Origin of the sequence: Streptomyces sp. NPDC088923 (assembly GCF_044749745.1) — a bacterium.
In the GTDB taxonomy this organism is placed as follows: domain Bacteria; phylum Actinomycetota; class Actinomycetes; order Streptomycetales; family Streptomycetaceae; genus Streptomyces.
This window is the reverse complement of the sequence record NZ_JBIVIO010000008.1, coordinates 150193-163772: the sequence shown is the minus strand read 5'-3', so window position 1 is coordinate 163772 and position 13580 is coordinate 150193. Positions and strand designations below refer to the sequence as shown.

General features: G+C 74.1%; 12 protein-coding genes and 1 pseudogene. 12 read left to right on the top strand and 1 reads right to left on the bottom strand.

All coding sequences use genetic code 11. The features are described from left to right. Window positions 1-41: 41 nt before the first annotated feature. The 7 genes and pseudogenes from ssd to ACIP4O_RS25910 form a co-directional block, all read left to right on the top strand. Window positions 42-1253, top strand: a pseudogene (ssd, locus tag ACIP4O_RS25940) (septum site-determining protein Ssd); the annotation flags it as partial. Window positions 1254-1615: 362 nt separating this feature from the next. Beyond that, window positions 1616-2788: a TadA family conjugal transfer-associated ATPase gene (locus tag ACIP4O_RS25935; RefSeq protein ID WP_401577980.1), complete on the top strand. Its 1173-nt coding sequence runs from the start codon at window positions 1616-1618 to the stop codon at window positions 2786-2788. Beyond that, window positions 2785-3702, top strand: coding sequence for a type II secretion system F family protein (locus ACIP4O_RS25930; RefSeq protein WP_401577979.1), 918 nt, complete (start codon window positions 2785-2787; stop codon window positions 3700-3702). The genes ACIP4O_RS25935 and ACIP4O_RS25930 overlap by 4 nt, the downstream gene beginning before the upstream one ends. After that, window positions 3699-4523, top strand: a complete 825-nt coding sequence (locus tag ACIP4O_RS25925; RefSeq protein ID WP_401577978.1) for a type II secretion system F family protein — start codon at window positions 3699-3701, stop codon at window positions 4521-4523. Before ACIP4O_RS25930 ends, ACIP4O_RS25925 begins: the two co-directional genes overlap by 4 nt. A gap of 1119 nt (window positions 4524-5642) precedes the next feature. Then, the gene (locus ACIP4O_RS25920; protein WP_401577977.1) at window positions 5643-5891 is read left to right on the top strand and encodes a DUF4244 domain-containing protein; all 249 of its coding nucleotides are present in this window, start codon (window positions 5643-5645) and stop codon (window positions 5889-5891) included. Then, window positions 5884-6318 (top strand): TadE family type IV pilus minor pilin, encoded by a 435-nt coding sequence (locus ACIP4O_RS25915; RefSeq protein ID WP_401577976.1) that lies wholly within the window; start codon window positions 5884-5886, stop codon window positions 6316-6318. Before ACIP4O_RS25920 ends, ACIP4O_RS25915 begins: the two co-directional genes overlap by 8 nt. A 23-nt stretch (window positions 6319-6341) precedes the next feature. Further along, entirely contained in the window at window positions 6342-6737 is a 396-nt protein-coding gene (locus ACIP4O_RS25910) for an Rv3654c family TadE-like protein (RefSeq protein ID WP_401577974.1), read from the top strand. Here the strand turns inward: ACIP4O_RS25910 and ACIP4O_RS25905 are convergent. Next, window positions 6655-9168, bottom strand: a complete 2514-nt coding sequence (locus tag ACIP4O_RS25905; RefSeq protein ID WP_401577972.1) for a DEAD/DEAH box helicase — start codon at window positions 9166-9168, stop codon at window positions 6655-6657. The two genes, ACIP4O_RS25910 and ACIP4O_RS25905, sit on opposite strands and share 83 nt — an antisense overlap. A gap of 81 nt (window positions 9169-9249) precedes the next feature. On the opposite strand from ACIP4O_RS25905, the gene bldG reads away from it, so the two are divergent. The 5 genes from bldG (at window position 9250) to ACIP4O_RS25880 (ending at window position 13497) form a co-directional block, all read left to right on the top strand. After that, on the top strand, window positions 9250-9603 hold the full coding sequence (gene bldG / locus ACIP4O_RS25900) for an anti-sigma factor antagonist BldG (RefSeq protein ID WP_007823876.1): 354 nt from the start codon (window positions 9250-9252) through the stop codon (window positions 9601-9603). Between the two features lie 106 nt (window positions 9604-9709). After that, window positions 9710-10162 carry an ATP-binding protein gene (locus tag ACIP4O_RS25895; RefSeq protein WP_361323748.1) on the top strand — a complete coding sequence of 151 codons (453 nt, stop codon included), beginning with the start codon at window positions 9710-9712 and terminating at the stop codon, window positions 10160-10162. 560 nt (window positions 10163-10722) lie between these two features. After that, window positions 10723-11304: a small secreted protein gene (locus ACIP4O_RS25890; RefSeq protein ID WP_401577970.1), complete on the top strand. Its 582-nt coding sequence runs from the start codon at window positions 10723-10725 to the stop codon at window positions 11302-11304. A gap of 57 nt (window positions 11305-11361) precedes the next feature. Further along, a complete protein-coding gene (locus ACIP4O_RS25885; RefSeq protein ID WP_401577968.1) occupies window positions 11362-13002 on the top strand; it encodes a methyltransferase in 1641 nt (546 codons plus the stop codon). Between the two features lie 276 nt (window positions 13003-13278). Beyond that, the gene (locus tag ACIP4O_RS25880) at window positions 13279-13497 is read left to right on the top strand and encodes a hypothetical protein (protein WP_401577966.1); all 219 of its coding nucleotides are present in this window, start codon (window positions 13279-13281) and stop codon (window positions 13495-13497) included. Window positions 13498-13580 lie beyond the last annotated feature (83 nt).

Genomic DNA, 13580 nt, shown 5'->3' with positions numbered 1-13580 from the left:
GCACGGCGGCCGGCGAAGACGACCGGAGGGAAGTGGAAGTGATGGGTGTGCACGGGGGAAGACACGAAGGAGCCGGGGCGGGCGCCGGGCGGGACGCGGCAAGGCCCGCAGGCTTCGGGAAATACAGGCGGGAGAGCACCGCCCCCGCGTCGCGCGGAAAGCCGACCGCCAGTGTGTCCGGTACAGAGGTGAGGGAGGGCCGCCCGCCCGGGCCACTCGTCATCACCGAGGACCCCGAACTCCTCGACGACGTACTGCGATTGTGCGCGGCGGCCGGCGTCCTCCCCGAAGTGCGCCATACGGCGCCCGAGCGGCGCGGGGACTGGGAGGCGCCCCCTCTCGTCCTGCTCGGCACCGACGTACTGCCTCGCCTTTCGGGAGTGAGCCGCAGGCCCGGGCTACTGGCGCTCAGCCGCGTCCCCGTCACCGGGCCCGGTGTCTGGCGGCACGCGGTGGAGACCGGCGCCGAACACGTGCTCGTGCTGCCCGACGCCGAGGAGTGGCTCACCGACCGGCTCGCCGAGGTCGCCGAAGTGGCCGAGGGCGGAATCGCGGGTCCCGCCCTCACCGTCGGCGTCATCGGCGGCCGGGGCGGCGCGGGTGCCTCGACGCTCGCCTGCGCCCTGGCGCTTTCCTCGGCGGCCGACAACAGGAAGACGCTCCTCGTGGACGCCGACCCCTGGGGCGGTGGAATCGATGTGGTACTCGGCGCCGAGCGCCAAAACGGCCTTCGCTGGCCCGACTTCGCCCGCTCCCGGGGCCGGGTGAGCGGCAGCGCGCTGGAGGAGTCACTGCCCGCCTCACACGGTCTGCGCGTCCTGAGCTGGGACCGCGGGGAAACCCACGGCATCCCGCCCGAGGCGGTGCGCGCGGTCCTCGCGGCCGGGCGACGCCGGGGCGGGGCCGTCGTCGTCGACCTGCCGCGCCGCTGCGACGCCGAGGTGGCGGAGGTACTGCGCCAGCTCGACCTCGTACTGCTCCTCGTCCCCAAGGAACTGCGTGCCCTGGCCTCGGCGCGCAAGGTCGCCGCGAGCCTCGGCGCCCTGACGCCCGATGTCCGGCTCCTCGTCTCCGCGCCGCCCGTCCCCGTGGCCACCGAACTGGACACGGCCGAGATGGTGCGGTTGCTCGGACTGCCGTTCGTCGGCGAAGTGCCGTGGGAAGGCGGCCTGGTGCGCGCGCAGGCCACGGGACAGCCGCCCGGCTCGCGCGGCCCGCTCGCCAGGTTCTGCCAGGACTTCTGGGACGAGGCAGCACCCCCGCAGCAGGGAACGTCCAGGCGCGTGCGAGGAAGGAAGGGCGTACGGGGCACCCACGCCCGGACCTCCCGCAGAGAACGCCCCACGCCACCGGCGGGCCCGAAGATCGCACCCTCCGCCCCGGCGGGAGCGCGTGACAGCGGCGCCGCGCACCGCACGGCCGGGGCGTGGGGATTCGGGAGCGGTACGCGGGTCCTCGGCCGTCGCCCCGTCGGCGCCTGGCCCGAAGGCAGCCGCCCGCCCCGTCCCGCCGAGCGCGTACGTACGCCGGCGGACCCGCGAGGCGTGCGGGAGTACGCCGACGAGCAGGCGGCTGTCGCCTACCGGGCCGCCGTGCGCGAGGCGGGAGCACGCCGGTGATCGCCACCGCTGAAGGACTCCTCGACGGAGTACGCCGCTGGCTCGCCGAGCGCGGCGCCGAACCGACACCGGCCAAGGTGGCGCTCGCCGTGCGGGAGCAGGGCGGAGTACTGGGTGACAGCGAGGTGCTGCGCTTCACGCACCTGCTGCGCTGCGAACTCACCGGCGCCGGACCGCTCGAACCGCTGCTCGCCGACCCGGACGTGACCGACGTCCTGGTTTCCGCGCCGGACCGGGTCTGGGTGGAGCGCGGCGGGGGCCTTGAGCTGAGCGGCGTGTGTTTCGCCGACGCCGCGGCGGTACGCCGACTGGCACAACGCCTTTCCGCCGTCGCAGGGCGGCGCCTCGACGACGCCCACCCCTGGGTGGACGCGCGCCTGCCCGACGGGACACGCCTGCACGCCGTGCTGCCCCCGGTCGCAGTCGGTTCCGCCTGCCTGTCCCTGCGGGTCGTGCGCCCCCGCGCCTTCACCCTGGCCGAACTGACGGCGGCCGGCACGATCCCGCCCGGCGGGGACACCGTCCTGCGCGCGCTCATCGCCGGCCGCCTTTCCTTCCTGGTCAGCGGCGGTACGGGGACGGGCAAGACGACACTGCTCAGCGCGCTGCTCGGCCTTGCCGGCCCGGCGGAACGCCTCGTCCTGGCTGAGGACTCCGCCGAGCTGAGACCCGCGCACCCCCACGTCGTACGGCTGGAGACGCGGCCCGCCAATCAGGAGGGCGCGGGTCGCGTCACGCTCCAGGACCTCGTCCGGCAGGCCTTGCGGATGCGGCCCGACCGGCTCGTGGTCGGCGAAGTGCGAGGCGCCGAGGTCGTGCACCTGCTCGCCGCTCTCAATACAGGTCATGAAGGCGGTTGTTGCACTGTGCACGCCAATACGGCCTCGGACGTCCCCGCCCGTCTGGAGGCGCTCGGCACCGCGGCGGGGCTCGACCGGGCCGCGCTGCACAGCCAGGTGGCCGCCGCGCTCTCCGTGGTCCTCCACCTGGCCAGGGACAGCGCGGGTCGGCGCAGGATCGCCGAGATCCGGGTGCTCGCACGGGACCCGGCCGGGCTCGTCGTGACGGTTCCCGCGCTGCGATGGGGCGAGGAAGCCTTCGTCCGCGAGGAAGGCTGGCCCCGGCTCAGGGAGTCGCTGCGCGAACGGGGTCAGGAGCTCGCGCCATGACGGAGCAGCTGTGGGTGGTGCTCGCGGAGGCGGCGCCGGGGCACCTCGGGGTGCTCGGCTCACCGGCCTGGGCACTCGTGCTGGCGGTGGCCGGCCTGGTGGTCGTGCGCAGGGACGGGCGGCCGGGTTCCGCGAGGGCCAGGGCACTGCTGACCGGCGGCGCGGGGCACGAGCCGCCGGAGGCGTGGCGGAGCTCGCTCACGCGGCTTCGGTCCGCTTGGCGCCCGGAGTGGTGGTGTCCGCCGGGGGCGGTGGCGGTGGCTGTGCTGGCGGGTTCCTTCGTCCCGCTGGTGCTGGCGCCGCCCGCCTGGCTGCTTGTGCGGCGGGTCCTTCGCGCCCGGGCGGAGGCGAGGGCGCGGGCCGCCCGGGCGGACGCGGTGGTGGTGCTGTGCGGGCTCCTGGCCGGAGAGGTGCGGGCCGGGAGCGGACCGGCCGAGGCGCTGGCCCACGCGGTGAGCGCCTGCGGCGAACTCGGCCCGAAATGTGCGGACATCCTTGCTGCGGCTCGCTTCGGCGGGGACGTCCCGGCGGCACTGCGTGAGGCGGCGCGCACGCCGGGCGCGGAAGGGCTGGTCGGCCTGGCCGCGTGCTGGCGGGTGGCGCTCGACCGGGGAGCCGGGCTCGCGGTCGGTCTGGAACGGCTGGAGCGGGCGCTCCTCGCCGACCGTGACCAGCGCGCCGATCTCCTCGCGCAGTTGAGCGGAGCGCGCGCGACGGCGGGGCTCCTGGCGGCGCTGCCGCTCCTCGGACTGCTCCTCGGCTCGGCGGTCGGAGCCGCACCGTTGCGCGTGCTCTTCGGTTCGGCGCCGGGGGTGGTGTGTCTGGTGATCGGGAGCGTGCTGGAGGCGGCCGGCGTGTGGTGGTGCCTTTGGCTCGTACGGCAGGCGCAGCGTGGAGCGGGGGTGGCGCGGTGAGCGCGGAGGTTGTCCACAGGGTGGGGATCGCGCTGTGGGCGCTGACGCTGGTCCTGCTCCCGGGGGTTCTGCTCTCCCGCCGTCGGAGGGTGGTTACGCGACGCCGCGGTCGGCGGTTGTTCGGCGCGGCGGGGGTCCGTTTCCCGTTCGGTACGGGCATCCGGGCGGGGCCTGCCACGGCACGGCGCTGGGTGAGCGTCGTGGGGGCGGGCGGCGCCGTGTGGTCGTTGGTCGGCGGGATGACAGGAGCGGCCTGGGGGCTCGGGGCGGCCTTCCTCGTGCACCGGTGGATGCGCGCCGAAGACGTGCGCCGACTGGGAAGCGGTCCCGTGGACGACGGGCGGCCGAGAGGCTTTCGGCGACCTCGGCGGCTGGAGTGCGGGACTCCGGCCGATCTGCCGCTGGCGGCGGACCTGCTCGCCGCCTGTGTGGCGGCGGGGGCAGGGCCGGTGGAAGCGGCGGAGGCGGTGGGCGGCTCGCTCGACGGGCTGGTCGGGGAGCGATTGAGGCACGTCGCGGCGGAGATCCGGCTGGGCGGGGAACCGGAGAGAGCCTGGGCCCTCTTCGGCTCGCTGCCCGGAGCGGGCGGGCTCGCGGGCTTGCTCCAGCGCGCCACGACCTCCGGCGCTCCGGTCGCGGCACCGGCCCTCGCACTCGCTGCGGACTGCCGCGCCCGCTGGGCGCGCACCGCCGGCGCGGCGGCCCGCCGGGCGGCGGTGCTCGTGACGGCACCGCTCGGTCTCTGCTTCCTGCCCGCCTTCCTGATTCTCGGGGTGGCGCCCGTGCTGCTGGGGCTGGCGGGGGAATTGACGCGTCGCTGAGCTGAGCGGCGACGAAGGACAGCTCGGCGGGCGGACAGCCCGTCGAGGCGGAAAGAAAGCAAGGAGTACGCGATGAAAAACAACAACGTGAAGGCTGTGCGGGATACGCGTGGCAAGGGCGCGGGCGCGCGCGGAACGGCCACGCGAGGCAACACGCCCGGCAGGAGGCGAGGCGGTCCGGCTGTCGGGGGCAGGGCTCGCCGGGGCCTCGGGGAGGAGCGTCTGGTCATCGCTCGTGGTTGCCGCGCTCTCGCTGCGGGTGCGCGCGAGCGGGGCGCTCTGGGAGACCACCGGTCGGGGGATCAGCGGGTGGGTAATCAGCGGGTGGGCGTTCGCCGGTCGGTAGACGCGGTCGCTCGGGCCGGTGGCGAGCGGGCGCCGGGATGCACGGCACTGAGCCCGCGACGGGTCGCGGATGCCGTGGGGACCGGACGTCCGAAGGGGGGCCGCGCCGTGAACACGGAGAAAGCGAGCGGTCACGCGGAGCCCGGCCTTTCTGCGGAGCCGGGCCCTTCTACGGAACCCGGCGCTTCCGAGGAGCCGAGCTTTTCCACGGAGGCTGGCGGCTTGGTGGAGCCTGCTGGTGCCGTGGAGCTTGGTGGCTCGGTGGAGCTTGGCGGTGCCGTGAAGCCTGGCGACTCGGTCGAACCCGGCGGCCCGGTGGAGGTGAGTGGTCGCGCGGAGTCTGGCGACGGCCTTGCGAAAACTGCCCTTCCCGCAGGAGCTAGTCAGCGTACGGACGCGGACGGCCCCTCGGAGACGGGTGGCTCTGCGGAACCGGGCGGTTCCGTGAGGCCCAGTGATTCGCCCGGGGCTGCCCGCGAGGTGGCGAGTGCCGGTAACCCGAAGTCGAAGCGCGGTCGGCGCAGGCGGCGTGCGGGGCGTGGCGCGGCGAGCGGCGCCTGTGCCGTCCGTACCCGCCCGCCGAGGCCCGCGGGTGCGAGGTCGGCCGGTGGGGGCGGTGCTGCGGTGGCTGTCGTGGCCCAGGAGGCGAAGGCCGGCCCTCCGCCGGTGGGGGAGGTACGTGGCGCGGGGCTGGCGCGGGCCGGAGCGGAGCTGACGCGGGTGCGGCGTCGGGCTGAAGTGCTTGGCCGTCAGCGGTCCGCCGGGCGCGGGGACGTGGATTTCGCCCGGTACCACCGCAGGGACGCGGCGCGGCGGGAGCTGATGCGGCGGCGCATCCGCTGGACCCTGCGGCAGGCGACGAAAGAGATGAGGGAACGGGGCGATCTAGGGATGGCGACCGCCGAGTACGCCGTCGCGCTGCTCGCTGCCGTGGGGCTCGCCACGGTGCTCTACAAGGTGGTCACGGGCGGTGCGGTGCGAGCGGCTTTGCAGGCCGCGGTGATGAAGGCGCTCCATGGGTGAGAGGCGTGGTGCCGGGCGGCGTGTGGTGCGGGCCGCCGCCCGGTGGCCCCGCTCTCTCGGCTTCTCCGCTGAGCGTGACAAGGGGACGGTGACGGCGGAGTCCGCGGTGGTGCTGCCACTTCTCGTGCTGGTGACGCTCGCCCTGGTGTGGGCGCTGTTCGCGGCGGCGGCGCAGCTGCGGTGCGTGGACGCCGCCGGTGCCGGCGCCCGGGCCGCCGCCCGGCAGGACCCCGAGGCGCGCGCGGTGGCCACGGCCCGGGAGGTGGCGCCGGAGGGTGCGCGGGTGCGGATCGCACGCGAAGGGGACCTCGTACGGGTGACGGTCACGGCCGAGGCGCCAGGGCCCGGCGGGCTCGGGGTGCGGCTCCGCTCCTCCGCCGTCGCGCTCGCGGAAGAGGCAGTCGGCGCTGGGGGGCTGGCCTCGTGAATCCGGCGGGCAGGGCGTGGGCGATGGACGGCGGGGACGGGAGAGACCGAGGGGCGGCGACGGTGTGGGCCGTCGCGGTACTCGCGGTGCTCGGGGTCCTCTTCGGCGGTGTCCTCGCCTGCGGGCAGGTGGTGCTCGCCAGGCACCGGGCCGCCCAGGTCGCCGACCTGGGAGCGCTCGCCGCCGCGGACACGTGGGCGCGCGGGACGGACGGGGCCTGTGGCGCGGCCAGGCGGGTGGCCGGGGCGCAGGGCGGGCGGCTCGCCGCGTGCGGACTGCGCGGGCGGTACGCCGATGTCACTTCGATGGGCACCGTCGGGCCATGGACGGTACGGGTCAGGGCGCGGGCGGGGCCGCCGGTCGGGGCACCGGGGCCGGGCTGGCCGCCGGGGGCCGAGTCGCGTCGGGGGCGCCCTTGAGGAGTTCGGTGAGGAGGCGGACGGCGGCGCGTTTGTGGAGGGGCTCGTTGCCGTTGCCGCACTTGGGCGACTGGACGCAGGAGGGGCAGCCGGAATCGCACTCGCAGACGGCGATGGCCTCGCGGGTCGCGGTGAGCCATTCGCGAGCGGTGGCGAAGGCGCGTTCGGCGAAGCCGGCGCCGCCGGGGTGGCCGTCGTAGACGAAGACGGTGGGCAGCAGGGTGTCGGGGTGGAGCGGTACGGAGACTCCGCCGATGTCCCAGCGGTCGCACGTGGCGAAGAGCGGAAGGAGACCGATCGAGGCATGCTCGGCGGCGTGGAGGGCGCCGCCGAGTTGCTGGGGGTGGACGAGGGCGGCGTCGAGCTGGTCCTCGGTGACGGTCCACCACACGGCGCGGGTCCGCAGGTGGCGCGGCGGCAGGTCGAGCTTCGTCTCGCCGAGGACCTCACCGGTCAGGAGCCGTCGGCGCAGGTAGGAGACGACTTGATGGGTCACCTCGACCGAGCCGAAGCAGAGGCGGCCCTCGCCCCAGGGGATCGAGCGATCGGTCTCCAGGACGGAGACGGAGGTGGTGTCACGGGCGACGGTCGTGTACGGGGGTGACGCCTCCTCGACGAGGGCGACGTTCGCGTCGAGGTCGAAGGCGCGTACCTGGTAGGTGCGGCCCTGGTGGAGGTGGACGGCGCCCTCGTGGACGGTCGTGTGCGAGGCGGAGGCGTCGACGGTGCCGAGCAGGCGGCCTGTGCCCTCCTCCACGATCTGCACCGGGGGGCCTCCCTCGCCGCGGATGTCGGTGAGGTCGGCGGCGCGCTCCTTGCGGGTCCAGTACCAGGACAGGCCGCGGCGGCGCAGCAGCTTGGCGGCCTCCAGCTGCGGGAGCAGCTCGGGGGTGGCCGGGCCGAACAGTTCCTTGTCCTGCTCGGTCAGGGGCAGTTCGGCGGCCGCGGCGCACAGGTGCGGGGCGAGGACGTAGGGGTTGTCCGGGTCGAGCACGGTGGATTCGACGGGCTGGTCGAAGATCGCTTCGGGGTGGTGGACGAGGAAGGTGTCCAGCGGGTCGTCGCGGGCGACGAGGACGGCGAGGGCGCCCTGCCCCGTACGGCCGGCGCGGCCCGCTTGCTGCCACAGCGAGGCGCGGGTGCCGGGGTAGCCCGCGATGAGGACGGCGTCGAGGCCGGCCACGTCGACGCCCAGTTCGAGGGCCGTGGTGGCGGCGAGGCCGAGGAGCTCGCCGGAGTGCAGGGCGCGTTCCAGGGCGCGGCGTTCCTCTGCGAGGTAGCCGCCGCGGTAGGCGGCGATGCGGGGTGCCAGGCTCCGGTCCCGCTCGGCGAGGCGCTCCTTGGCGATGACGGAGATCAGCTCGGCACCGCGCCGGGAGCGGACGAAAGCGACGGATCTCACACCCTGGAGGGTGAGGTCGGTGAGGAGGTCGGCGGTCTCGGCGGTCGCGGTGCGGCGTACGGGTGCGCCCTTCTCGCCCTGGAGTTCGGTGAGCGGGGGTTCCCAGAGCGCGAAGACGACCTCGCCGCGCGGGGAGCCGTCCTCGGCGACCTCGGCGATCGGCAGCCCCGTGAGCCGCTGTCCGGCGAGGGCCGGTTCGGCAGCGGTGGCCGAGGTGAGGAGGAAGACGGGCTCGGAACCGTACCGGGCGCAGAGCCTGCGCAGCCGGCGCAGGACCTGGGCCACGTGGGAGCCGAAGACGCCGCGGTAGACGTGGCACTCGTCGATGACGACGTACTTGAGCGCACGCAGGAAGGAGGACCAGCGCGGGTGCGAGGGCAGGACGCCCCGGTGGAGCATGTCGGGGTTGGTCAGGACGTAGTTCGCGTACTGACGGACCCACTCGCGTTCCTCGACGGGGGTGTCGCCGTCGTAGACGGCGGGGCGCACGGCGCGGCCGAGGGGGGCGGCGAGCGCGCGCACGGCGCGCCGCTGGTCGGCGGCGAGTGCCTTCGTCGGGGCCAGGTACAGAGCGGTGGCGCCGCGCCCGTTGGGGGCCTCGGAGCCGTCGAGGAGCGTGGAGAGGACGGGGACGAGATAGCCGAGCGACTTGCCGGAGGCGGTGCCGGTCGAGACGACGACGGACTCGCCGTTCAGGGCGTGCTCGGCCGCACGGGCCTGGTGGGACCACGGGTGCTCGATGCCGGCCTCCCGCACGGCGGCGATCACTTCCGGCCGAACCTGATGCGGCCAGACGGCATAGCTCGCCGGACGTGGGGGCAGGTGCTCCGTATGAGTGATGCGCTCAGCGCGGCTCGACCCCCCGGCGAGACGGTCCAGAACCGCTCGGGGAGAGTGCTGTGCGGCCGGGCCCCGAGGGGGCCGGCCGGTCGTGGAGTACGTGGCCATCGACACCGAGTGTGTCACTGGCGCGGCGGACAATGCTCTGAAGGCGTCGTGCGCGCGTACCGGTAAGTGATTGAATGCCATGGCGGCTGGCGAACCGTCCCGGGGGCTCAGGCCGAGGTGTCCCGAGGGACGACCGCTCGATAGCAAGGTGCTGGAGGATCAGTGGACCTGTCCCTGTCGACTCGCAATGTGTCCGGCCCCGGTGGCGACCGTACGGTCGTCGAGGTTGGCGGCGAAATCGACGTTTACACCGCTCCCAAGCTGCGTGAGCAGCTCGTGGAGCTGGTGAACGACGGCAATTTCCACCTGGTGGTCGACATGGAAGGGGTCGACTTCCTCGACTCCACCGGTCTCGGCGTCCTGGTGGGTGGCCTCAAGCGGGTCCGGGCTCATGAGGGCTCGCTCCGCCTCGTGTGCAATCAGGAGCGGATTCTCAAGATCTTCCGCATCACGGGCCTGACGAAGGTCTTCCCCATTCACACCTCGGTCGAGGAAGCCGTCGCGGCCACCGACTGAGTTCCGCTCCGCCCCGGGCCGCTGGGCCCGGGGCTGGGGGCGGGCCGCCGCCGGGTCTTCCCTTCGGCGCGCCCGCAGGCACGTACGTACGTCTGAGGGGGACCGCATGGCCACCGTCGAACTCCGCTTCAGTGCGCTGCCCGCGCATGTCAGGACGGCCCGGCTGGTGGCGGCGTCGGTGGCACGTCGCTCCGGTGTCGACGAGGCCGTGCTCGACGAGGTACGGCTCGCCGTGGGCGAGGCGTGCACGCGCGCGGTGGGTCTGCACCGGAACCACGGGGTGACCGAGCCGGTGAGCGTGCGGCTGATCGAGGCGGAGAACCAGTTCTCCATCGAGGTCGTCGATCAGGCCCCGCATGCCTCGGTGACGGATGCCACCCCCGGCGCGATGATCCGCGACGACGAGGTGGACACCGAGGGCGAGGACGAGATGGGCCTCGCGGTGATCAGCGGACTCGTCGACGACGTGGAAGTCACCACGGGCGAGAACGGCGGCCGTCTGCGGATGACGTGGCCGGCCAAACCTGACGTCCTCGTGGACAGCGGGCCGCGCGCCTGAAGAATCGCTGAGTGCCTGAAATCGCGCCGCGCCTGAGGTTCCGCGCCGCTCTGGCACGACGCGCGCCGTGTCCGAACGGTGCGTCCCAGTCTCGGCCCTGGCCGGGCGGGCTCTTCGGGGCACGCCCGGGTTTTCGTGTACCCGCGTCCCCGTGCTGCCCGCCTCGGCTTCCGGGTGCGCCGCGCACGGAGTGAGGCCGTGCACGGAGTGAGCCCGCGCTCGGAGCGCGTCTGGGCCCGCACGGCATGTGTCTGCGCCCGTACGCGTATGCGCCCCGGCCATACGGCGCGCACGCCCCCGTACGGCAGGCGCGCACGCCCCCGTACGGCAGGCGCGCACGCCCCCGTCCGGCGCACGCGCCTCGGCTCGTACCGCGTGTGCGGAGAAGTGGTGGCGCGCCCGCTCGTGCTTTTGAGCCCCCGATTCTGCGCAGTATGCCGTGAGTCATCTCTCCCGTGGGGCAAATGGCCCAAAAACCCGCGAACTTCGCGAAGATCGCGCGGGCCCCTCCTCGCCCCCGTGTAAGTTCCGGGGCCGACAGCCATGGAGGGACCGATCCGTTGAGCAAGAAATTCGTGTGCGCACTGTCCGGCGGTGCGGTGCTGCTGCTGGCCCTGTCGGGGTGCGGCGATGACAACGACGCCAAGGTCAACGACTGGGCCAAGACCTTCTGTGGCGACATCAAGCCCGACGTCGACAAGATCAACTCGGCCACCGCCGCGATCGACAAGCAGACGGCCGACACGAGCAAGCCGGCCGAGGTGCAGAAGACCGACTCGAAGGCGTTCCAGGACCTCTCGACCGCGTACAAGGGGCTCGCTCAGTCGCTCGACAAGGCCGGGGCGCCGCCGGTGGACAACGGCGAGGACATCAAGAAGGACGTGGTCAAGGAGCTGAACGCCAGCTCCGCCTCGTACGCGGAGCTCAAGAAGACCGTCGACGGGCTCGACACGAGCAACCAGGGGAAGTTCGCCGACGGGCTCAAGGACGTGGCCGCGCAGCTCGCCAAGATCTCGCGAGGCAGTAACGCCGCGCTCAACAAGCTCCAGTCCGGCGATGTCGCGAAGGCGATGAAGAACCAGAAGAACTGCCAGAAGGCCTCGCCCTCGCCGTCTGTGCCGAACGCCTCACCCTCCGCCTGAGGCCGGGCGCGTGAGCCGGTGCCACCCGTTGTCAGTGGGGCCCGTCACAATGGACGGGTGAGCACCACTTCCACGAACGCGAGCCCCCACGACCCCGCCGAGCCGCAGCCCGGAGCCGCCGAGCCGCTGCCCGGAGCAGAGAGCCTGCCCGCCCACGAGGGCAGAGGCGCCGAGGTCGCGGGACTGCTGCGGGAAGCCCTGCGCAAGGCGGAGTTCACCGCGGACGGACTGCTCGACCTGCTCGGCGCCCCGGCGTACGCGGCCCTCGCGCGCGGCGAGACCGTGCCCGCCCTGCGCGCCACCCGCTCCGCCGGTTCCGTCGCGACACTCGTGCGGCTCTTCCTCCTCCAGCGCGCGGTGAGCCGTGCGGCGCTCGTGGCGGTGCTCGGCGAGGAGCTGGTGGCGGCGGCCGGGGAGTGCGGCTGGCTGCGCGAGGACGGCGAGGGCGAGCTGCGCGCCACCGTCGACGTCCGCCCGTACGGCGGTCCGGAGGACGAGGACTGGTACGTCGTCTCCGACCTGGGCTGCGCCGTGGGCGGCGCCGGTGGGATCGGCAAGCGCGCAGAGGGCGTCGTCCTGGGCGTCGGCGGCGCCTCGACCACCCTCGCCGGGCTCACCGTGCGCACCCCGGTCGACAGCGTCCTCGATCTCGGTACGGGCTCCGGCATCCAGGCGCTGCACGCCTCGGCGCACGCCGCCCGCCTCACCGCCACCGACCTCAACCCGCGTGCGCTCGTCTTCGCCGCGCTCACCCTCGCCCTCTCCGGAGCCGAGCCGGCCCGCCTGCTGGCGGGCTCGCTCTTCGAGCCGGTCGGTACGGAGACCTTCGACCTCCTCGTCTCCAATCCCCCTTTCGTCATCTCACCAGGCGCCCGACTCACCTACCGCGACGGCGGCCGGGACGGGGACGGTCTCTGCCGTGAGCTCGTCTCCTCGGCGGGGGAGCGGCTCAACGAGGGCGGGTACGCGCAGTTTCTGGCCAACTGGGAACACGTCGAGGGCGAGACGTGGACCGAGCGGGTGCGCGACTGGGTGCCGGCGGGCTGCGACGCGTGGATCGTGCAGCGAGAGGTCCAGGACGTCACGCAGTACGCGGAGCTGTGGCTGCGGGACGCGGGGGACCACAAGGAGGGGAGTGCGGAGTACGCGCGGCGGTACGAGGAATGGCTCGACTCCTTCGCCGCGCGCGGCACCACCGCGATCGGCTTCGGCTGGATCACGCTGCGCCGCACGACGGCCGCCGAGCCCTCCGTGACGATCGAGGAGTGGCCGCACCCGGTCGAGCAGCCACTCGGTCCCGCCGTGCGCGCGCACTTCGCCCGCGTCGACTACCTCCGTACGCACGACGACGCGGCGCTCCTCGCCGACCACTTCCGGCTCGCGCCCGAGGTGGTGCAGGAGCAGATCGGACAGCCGGGCGCGGAGAACCCGGAGTACGTGGTGCTGCGCCAGCACCGCGGGATGCGCCGGGCGACCAGGGTCGACACGATCGGCGCGGGCTTCGCGGGCGTGTGCGACGGGACGCTCAGCGCGGGCGCGATCCTCGACGCGATCGCCCAGCTCGTGGAGGAGGACCCGGTGCTGCTCCGCGACCGGACACCGGCGCAGATCCGCCTCCTGATCGAGCAGGGCTTCCTGTATCCGGTGGGGCCCACCGGGGCGCAGGGGGCGAGTGAGGAGGAATCGGGCGTGCGCTGAACCGGCGGGGCGGGGTGGCTCGCGTACGGGGCCGGGCGGAGCCCGTACGCCGCCTCGCCCCGTACGCCCCGCCCCCCGTACGCCGCCCACCCCAGCCGCGCCCGCCCCCCCTCCTCGCCCCCTCCCCGGTCCTCGTCGTCTCGTGGTGTCCGTGAGTTCACTTGGGGTTCGTGTGGACGAAGCGACCCGCTGCCAGCCTTCCCGCAACAGAGGGCCAGGGGTCGGACCGGCCCCGCGGTGGTGCCGGGTACGGCGCCGGGGGAGGCGGACGCCCGGATGGACAGGGTCGATGCGGTCGCGGAGAGCCTGCCGGCGGTCTTCGCCGGGGTGGTGTTCCTGCTCTTCGGGGGATGCCTGCTCGTGTGGACGTGTGTGCGACTCGCTCTCGGGGCGCCGGTGGCCGAGGGGGCCAGGACGGGGACCGCCGCCGCGCTCGCCCTGCTGTTCTCGGTGGGCAGTCTCGGGCTCGGGTTCTGGTGCTTCGGGCGGATCTGAAGCGGCTCGGGCGGGGGACGGGCGTACCGCCGTTGTCGTAGAGGGAGCCGAGGCGGGCGCGGTCGGGTTGGCGCGGGGGCGAC